At 51.3% G+C, this 1,064-nt stretch carries 1 tRNA gene and 2 rRNA genes; all 3 read left to right on the plus strand.

The window, feature by feature from the left end:
• Positions 1–180, plus strand: a 16S ribosomal RNA gene (locus tag FE839_RS24365); the annotation flags it as partial.
• An 86-nt stretch (positions 181–266) separates the two neighbouring features.
• Positions 267–341 (plus strand) — tRNA-Glu (locus tag FE839_RS24370).
• A 319-nt stretch (positions 342–660) separates the two neighbouring features.
• A 23S ribosomal RNA gene (locus FE839_RS24375) occupies positions 661–1,064 on the plus strand; the annotation flags it as partial.

A 1,064-nucleotide genomic window follows, 5' to 3' on the forward strand; every position in this document is an offset into this window, starting at 1 on the left:
ATGCCACGGTGAATACGTTCCCGGGCCTTGTACACACCGCCCGTCACACCATGGGAGTGGGTTGCAAAAGAAGTAGGTAGCTTAACCTTCGGGAGGGCGCTTACCACTTTGTGATTCATGACTGGGGTGAAGTCGTAACAAGGTAACCGTAGGGGAACCTGCGGTTGGATCACCTCCTTACCTGAAGAACCTGCCTTTGCAGTGCTCACACAGATTGTCTGATGAAAAGTAAGAAGCAAGACGGCTGCGAAGTCGAGACACTTTGTGTCCCCTTCGTCTAGCGGTTAGGACTCCGCCCTTTCACGGCGGCAACAGGGGTTCGAATCCCCTAGGGGACGCCACTTGCTGGTTCGTGAGTGAAAGGCACAACCGATGATATCTCAAAACTCATCTTCGGGTGACGTTTGAGATATTTGCTCTTTAAAAATCTGGATCAAGCTGAAAATTGAAACGACACACTGAATAAGTGTGTTCGGGTCTCTCAAATTATCGCAATCAGAAGATGACACTGTAAAAGGTGATGTGAGCGATGTGAAGACAAGGCGTACCGCACGCAGCGAGCACAGTGGACTGAATGTCCATGAGCATCGCGAGTACGGAACAACGCAGTATTCATGACGCGCAACAAGCCGGACAGAATAAAACATCTTCGGGTTGTGAGGTTAAGCGACTAAGCGTACACGGTGGATGCCCTGGCAGTCAGAGGCGATGAAGGACGTGCTAATCTGCGAAAAGCGCCGGTAAGGTGATATGAACCGTTATAACCGGCGATGTCCGAATGGGGAAACCCAGTGTGATTCGTCACACTATCGTTAGCTGAATACATAGGCTAACGAGGCGAACCGGGGGAACTGAAACATCTCAGTACCCCGAGGAAAAGAAATCAACCGAGATTCCCCCAGTAGCGGCGAGCGAACGGGGAGGAGCCCGGAGTCTGAATCAGCATGTGTGTTAGTGGAAGCGTCTGGAAAGGCGCACGGTACAGGGTGAAAGTCCCGTACACAAAAATGCAGGTGCTGTGAACTCGAAGAGTAGGGCGGGACACGTGTTATCCTGTCTGAATA

It is taken from the genome of Klebsiella indica, from assembly GCF_005860775.1.
In the GTDB taxonomy this organism is placed as follows: Bacteria; Pseudomonadota; Gammaproteobacteria; order Enterobacterales; family Enterobacteriaceae; genus Klebsiella; species Klebsiella indica.